Here is a 6,000-nt window from a genome sequence, read left to right on the forward strand (position 1 = left end):
GTGATTCACAAAACTGCCAGTAATTAGTATAGCTCACATAAATACTATATGTGAATTTCCCTGTAACCGTCCCTCAGGCAGCCTTTTAGGCTAAAGAAATAGGCTCATGGCTGACTGCCTGACCTGGTTGACTGACAAAACTAATCAGCGGCATAGCAGTACGTGTGTATTTTGAACTCGATTCGATAGGTGCGTTGGTCATGCTGTTTCCGAGACGCCATAGCGGGTTCAAGATCGCGGTTATGGATGAAACGGACCTGACGAATGAGTTGCCACCCGTGCTCTAAGGCTGCTTTCACCCAATCACACCTAATGCGAAAATAGCTATTGCCGTGAAACTAATGGGGGTCAAACCAGTGACGTTTGCCAGCCGCGACTACCTCGACCCCTTGGGCGGTGGCATACAGGGTGGCGATCGCCAAGAGGAATCAGAACCGGGAGAGGGCGCAGACAGTTGGAATCTCCGATTTCTGGAGTTTCCAACCGTTGGATTGGTCGTCGAGAAATGCCTCCTTGATATCAGACCGTAAGTCGTATTCCTCGAAGGTGTGCAGGCTGGTCGGTTCATCACTGACGATGGCCCAAAACTCAACATTGACGTCGTTGCGGCCAAAAGCCACATGCACCGGGCCATACTACTCGCCTTTATGGATCTTAACGGTGTGCCAGCAGGGCACCTCCCCCTGCTGAAGGTGAATGTCCTTCAATTGGCACCACCCGTGACCTGATCTTGACTCAAGAAAGTGGACAGGTAATTTAAGCTGCCTGACCTTACCCAGAATCAGGGCTTTCTCCAGATTGGTACCAGCCGCGATACCTCCGAGTTTGCCTGTGATTCGGTGCATCACTGGTGGACTCACCATGGGCGGCAGCAGTATCCCCGCGCCACGGCCTTATTACTGTTGTGCGATTGTGGGGCAGCAATAGTGCTCGCTACTCTATTTTTAAGCAAGACCTGCACGTTCTCGCTACGGCCTTGGGTATCGAGATTCGCCTCGCCCACTATCTGCCCTACACCTCCAAGTATAAGCCGATTGAACATCAGCCGTTTCCCCAGGTGTCATGGGGCTGCCGAGGCATCATTTTTGACGCCCTGGAGACGGTGCGAGACGTCATGGCCAAAGCAGCCACCAAAACCGGGTTAACCGTTGTCACCACCATCATTGACAAAGTCTATCAAAAGGGGCAAACCGCGACTGACGAGTTCAAGCAGGAGATGCCCATTCGCTTTAACGAGTACCTACAGCAATGGAACTACATCGCACAGCCTCAACCCACCTAATTTTGGAAGTTATTAAATTCTCATTCCCTACTCATCTGATAGCCCAAGTGCCCCTGTGGGTGACCTTGCCGCTAGCGACCTGCCAGCGACTAGTCTCAAAGCTCTGTACTGCGTGACTTGAGTTCCTTTATCACCCGTTAAGGTAGCAGGCTTGAGAAGCTTTATTTTCACAGCTACCTTTCGTCCCTCCTTACTTTTCGCCTTCAGAGCAATAATTGAGAAGCCAAGATCAGTGGCATAACTTGCCAGAAGCGCTACCGAAACAGTAGCCTTCGATACAAAATCTGTCGATAGCGCCTCTCTTTCAAAGGCTTTGACATGGCAAGAAACCGAAGACACAGCTGCATGGAGCTGTTGGACACAGAATGTCTAGGCTTATGAAATCAGCCATTTTTGTGAAAAAAAGAAGCCGGTTTGTGAATTATATGTGATTATTGACATTTTTTTTGGGTTCTTGTAAGCTTTAAAGCAATCACATGTACGAGCTTATTCTTTGATGCTCAGATAGTTTATGCACTGTTTAATCAGAAATTCTGAAGGTTTTCAGATTTTTCCATTTTCTTTATGTGAACTTTAAGGGCTGTGAATCATGAGAGCTTTTCCTTGAGGTATAAGCTATGTCCGAACTTGAGCCGGTGTCTGTGCTGCTACGTATCTATGCCATTTTGAGCAATACTTGGCGAGGCAGTGGAAATGGGGAGTTAATCATTTCTAGTGAATTAGCCAGTAATGATAGTCAACTTAGACAAATAAAAGTTACTTTGAGGGGATGGGAAGATGAGTGTTTTTTTCTAAGACCTAATGAAATTTCTCCGTTATCAGAAGAATTTTTAGTTGCTTTGTCTCCCTCTGGGGCAAAAGAAGTGATTTTGCGAATTAAAGCCTCATTACTTGCAACTTGGCGCTCACCAGGATCTGGCTATGGTAGTTTTCCGATTAAAAGTAGAAAGTCAATTAAAAGAAGTAGAAAAGGAGAGATTATAGTAGATTTAGGTATTCAGAACTGCTATCGTTTCTCTGTAAATCCAGCTTTGCTACCTGAATGGAATTAGGTTCATCAAATTTCTAGTCTCGTATTAGAGATAGAAAAATAAGATTTTAGATTGAATATTGTAGCTCTACGTTGAGGGTGGAAATCCACTTCCGGCAGGTGAGATGAAGTTAACTTCATACACCTGCCTTTGTTTTTTAAAAAGGAAATAAGATTATGTTGGCTAACAAAGATCAGGACAATAAGACACAGAAACAAGTTGAATACAGCTTTGAGGAACGTAACAAAAGCCAGGCTTTTTGTCAAAATTTACCCTTAAAACCATATGAGTCAGAGCTATACAGTTCGAATTTGATAATTGCTTTCAATGCTACGAAATTTTTTTTCCTGTTTCTTGTAGGGCTTTGTAGTTCCTGTGTTGTTGCAGCATCTCTTCAGTCTTTTCACATCATGAGCATCCTCGTTCAGTTTTCTTCAATTTGTATAGTGCCCTTGACGGTATTGACGCTATGTGTAATTACAACTGTTGCAATTTTAGAATCCTTAAAATAGGAGCAACAAGTTGTTGAGTAGCTATATATACTTTGAAAATCAAAGATTCTCTTGAAACAAAATATCACTATGCAGTTGCAATCAGACAGGTTGTTCCAGTTGGCTCGTGGTCCGCCTATAAATGTCAGAAGTTTGATGGATTGAAATGTATCAGCACACTCAAATTCATCAAACGAATTATGTTCTCAATTCAGGAAGAATGACTTTCAACACAAATCAATAATTCCTATAAGGAGACAACATGGACTTTCTGTTTCGTACCATTTCGCGTTTTGTGGCAATGGCCGGTATCGGTGGTATTGCGCAAAGCGTGGCTACTGATCTGCTAGCCCGTCTAGCAGATCAGGAACTCACAGACAAGGAGTTCAAGAGCCTGCAAAATGATGCTCAGAAGCGTGGTTATACCCTGGATCGCGTCTAGTTGATACATTGGTCAAGCTTTTGGAGTAGCAGCTCTAAGGCTTGACCTTACTTAACTTGGACAGTTTTACCCTACCTAGTCAAGCTTTTAGAGTAGCAGCTCTAAGGCTTGTTTCACTTAACTTAGAAGAAGGAATCGTTATGAAAGAGCGAATCGTTCAGAAGTATACTCAAATACGAGGGGTACAGTGGGTTGAGAATATTTACGTTCAAACGGGTTCAGCTTCGGGTATTCTCGTAGGCGGACAGATTTCTACGAATGTTATTCGTACTCCCAGCAAGCCTGGTGAATATAGTGTTTGGGGAATTCACTTGGCTACGGATGATCAGCTCACCTTTATCTCTAAAGCTGATGACTCTCCAATAGTTGTGAGAATGGTGGATTGTCGAGATGGTTCGCCTACACTTCACAATTATTTAGAGGTATCTTGCCAACCAGACTCTAGTAAGCGACTAATTATTCCACGTGGAGTAGCTCATTTGCCGACAAACCTTAATGGGCTAATCACATTGAATACTCCTCGAATCTACTGGGATTGGGCTAAACGATTGGTTCATCCAGACTTAGATGTGATCAATGTGGAGTGCAACCGCTCACTAGACAAGTTTCCCACTTATAAAATTTGTCGTTATTCTGTTCCAGATTGGATGTATCCTGCAGCACTTAAAGCTTTCAAGTCTCGCTATCGACCTGAATACGAAGCACCATTTATTTTTGATCGACATGGTCAACTTTATATCTTGCGACGACGAACTGAGGTAGCTGAATTGTAGAGTGTTCACTATCGGTGGAAGTGCAAATGGATTTGAAGCAGGATTAGTACAGATGCAAACAATCAAAATGTCCATGCCAAACGATTTTCAATTCGCACCAACAGTTTTAAGCCACGGTTGGTGTGAACTTCCACCGTTCTACTACAACGAATCTAATCGTACTCTTGAGCGATTAGAATGCTTGAATGATGGCAACGTTGTCAATCTGCTGATTCGCCAGGAACAGGCAGATAATACCTTGAAAATCACAATTTTAGGGCTTGATAAGCCATTAACTCATCAACAGCATGGCGAGGTTACGAGCATTATTTGTCGATGTTTTAATCTGGATCAAGACTTAAAAGATTTCTACAATTTTTTACAAGGAAAAGAAAGATATCGCTGGATATCAACGATAGGAGCTGGACGCCTCCTAGTTGCCCCAACGGTATGGGAAAACTTAGTGAAGACACTACTCACTACTAACACTACTTGGAATGTTACTGTCCAGATGTGTCATCGTCTAGTTAAATTAGGAACTTCTGATAATTCAGGTAAATATTGCTTTCCTACAGCTCAACAAATCGCTAGGTTCACCCTAGACGAATTAACGGAGCAAATCCGTGCCGGGTACAGAAGTGCCTATTTACATCAATTAGCTACTGCCATTCATGAAGGAACATTAGATGTTGAGACGTGGGTTGATGAAATGATGAGTGAGAACCTGTACTATAAGGTTAAGTCATTAAAGGGATTTGGTGACTATGCAGCAGGTAGTATGCTTAAGCTTCTTGGACGGTTTGAGCGAATTGGAATTGATACAGCCTGCCGAGAAGTATTTAGAGTGCAGCTTAATAATGGAATTAAAGCATCAGACCCTGAAATTCAAGCTTACTACGAGCCATTTGGGAAATGGCGTGGACTCGTTATGTGGATGGATGTGATGCAAGTAAACCTTATCAGTAAAAACTTTTGATCTAAGAGGTTTCAGAAGCTGCTGGATGAACTCGACGAACTCAGCGTTGAAGACCTCAGCACTACCCAAAAAGCCAAAACCAACCAGACCAAAACTGAGGCCGTTATGACTCTACCCAGCGACTCCAGACTATCGACGGACTCGGACCTTGGGAACTTGGATTATCTCTCGAAATTTCACCATCGGCAGTTGCTCTCCTTGGCGGTGTTGTCCCATCTCAGATTTCCTATCCCTGGCTCGCGGTCGAGCGCAGTGTATCGGGATCCACTGATGGAGTTGACATGACCTGCCGAAGTTCATGCGATTTAGGTGCCGAAGTTCATACGATTTTGTAATAATAGGCATTGGTAAATGATAAAGATGATTTTACATATCTACTGCACAGAAACCCTTATGGGCGTTAGCTTCTGCCTCGATGGGCAATGACATTCATCTTTCGACTTACCAACGCCCAATAATACCCTCTAGGTCTCTTGCGCACCAGGCATATTTGCAGTCACTAGATAAGACTCTGGAACTTGAGAGTAACCCCCAATCCGCCTCATAGTGACTTAGGCTAGTTGCCCGCGCCGCAACCCCTCCATTGCCGAGACTAAGGCTCAACCTCTTGCCTAGTCTTGATTTCAGCCCCTTAGCTAGAGTTCAAGGTAGAGAGAAGACTGAACGAAGCTATCAGGACTTTGGGGAACTGGCACAAGCCAACATAGGCCACATTTAGGCCACTTAAGCTGGCCACTGTCACAGAGCATATTTGCTTAAGATGCATAAGCTCCGATTCCAGCCTGGCCTTTGACCGTGAATCCATTTAAGCCGCTAATCCCGCCTGATTTGGATCACCCGATTGGAACCACGTTTTAAGGGAAAGAAGGGGCCAGACAGACAGGCAGGAATCGGTAACGCCGTTTCCGTTTTGAACCTTGGCGGGGACAAGCTTCGCATCAGAGTTCCATCTCGGCCTGATGAGAGCGCTGGGGGGGCTGCATCGCCTGATGCAGCAGCCGATGGGCTTCTTGGATCTGGCCAACA

Annotated in this window: 5 protein-coding genes and 1 pseudogene; all 6 read left to right on the plus strand. The window is 44.5% G+C overall.

Annotation, left to right across the window (positions count from 1 at the left end; translation table 11 throughout):
• The first annotated feature begins 341 nt into the window (after positions 1 to 341).
• Positions 342 to 530 carry a hypothetical protein gene (locus RRF56_RS02380; RefSeq protein WP_317033789.1) on the plus strand — a complete coding sequence of 63 codons (189 nt, stop codon included), beginning with the start codon at positions 342 to 344 and terminating at the stop codon, positions 528 to 530.
• 267 nt (positions 531 to 797) lie between these two features.
• Positions 798 to 1,282: pseudogene (locus tag RRF56_RS02385) on the plus strand (ISAzo13-like element transposase-related protein).
• A gap of 617 nt (positions 1,283 to 1,899) precedes the next feature.
• Entirely contained in the window at positions 1,900 to 2,334 is a 435-nt protein-coding gene (locus RRF56_RS02390; protein ID WP_317033791.1) for a hypothetical protein, read from the plus strand.
• 732 nt (positions 2,335 to 3,066) lie between these two features.
• Positions 3,067 to 3,246: a hypothetical protein gene (locus RRF56_RS02395; RefSeq protein ID WP_317033792.1), complete on the plus strand. Its 180-nt coding sequence runs from the start codon at positions 3,067 to 3,069 to the stop codon at positions 3,244 to 3,246.
• 41 nt (positions 3,247 to 3,287) lie between these two features.
• Positions 3,288 to 4,019 carry a hypothetical protein gene (locus RRF56_RS02400; RefSeq protein ID WP_317033793.1) on the plus strand — a complete coding sequence of 244 codons (732 nt, stop codon included), beginning with the start codon at positions 3,288 to 3,290 and terminating at the stop codon, positions 4,017 to 4,019.
• A gap of 1 nt (position 4,020) precedes the next feature.
• Entirely contained in the window at positions 4,021 to 4,974 is a 954-nt protein-coding gene (locus RRF56_RS02405; RefSeq protein WP_317033794.1) for a hypothetical protein, read from the plus strand.
• Positions 4,975 to 6,000 lie beyond the last annotated feature (1,026 nt).

The sequence above is a fragment of the Nodosilinea sp. E11 genome (assembly GCF_032813545.1).
Lineage (GTDB): Bacteria > Cyanobacteriota > Cyanobacteriia > Phormidesmidales > Phormidesmidaceae > Nodosilinea.

What these genes read in the sequence shown, in the direction of transcription:
- RRF56_RS02380 (WP_317033789.1), top strand. Translation starts at nt 342, where the DNA reads ATGGGGGTCAAACCAGTGACGTTTGCCAGCCGCGACTACCTCGACCCC.
- RRF56_RS02390 (WP_317033791.1), top strand. Translation starts at nt 1,900, where the DNA reads ATGTCCGAACTTGAGCCGGTGTCTGTGCTGCTACGTATCTATGCCATT.
- RRF56_RS02395 (WP_317033792.1), top strand. Translation starts at nt 3,067, where the DNA reads ATGGACTTTCTGTTTCGTACCATTTCGCGTTTTGTGGCAATGGCCGGT.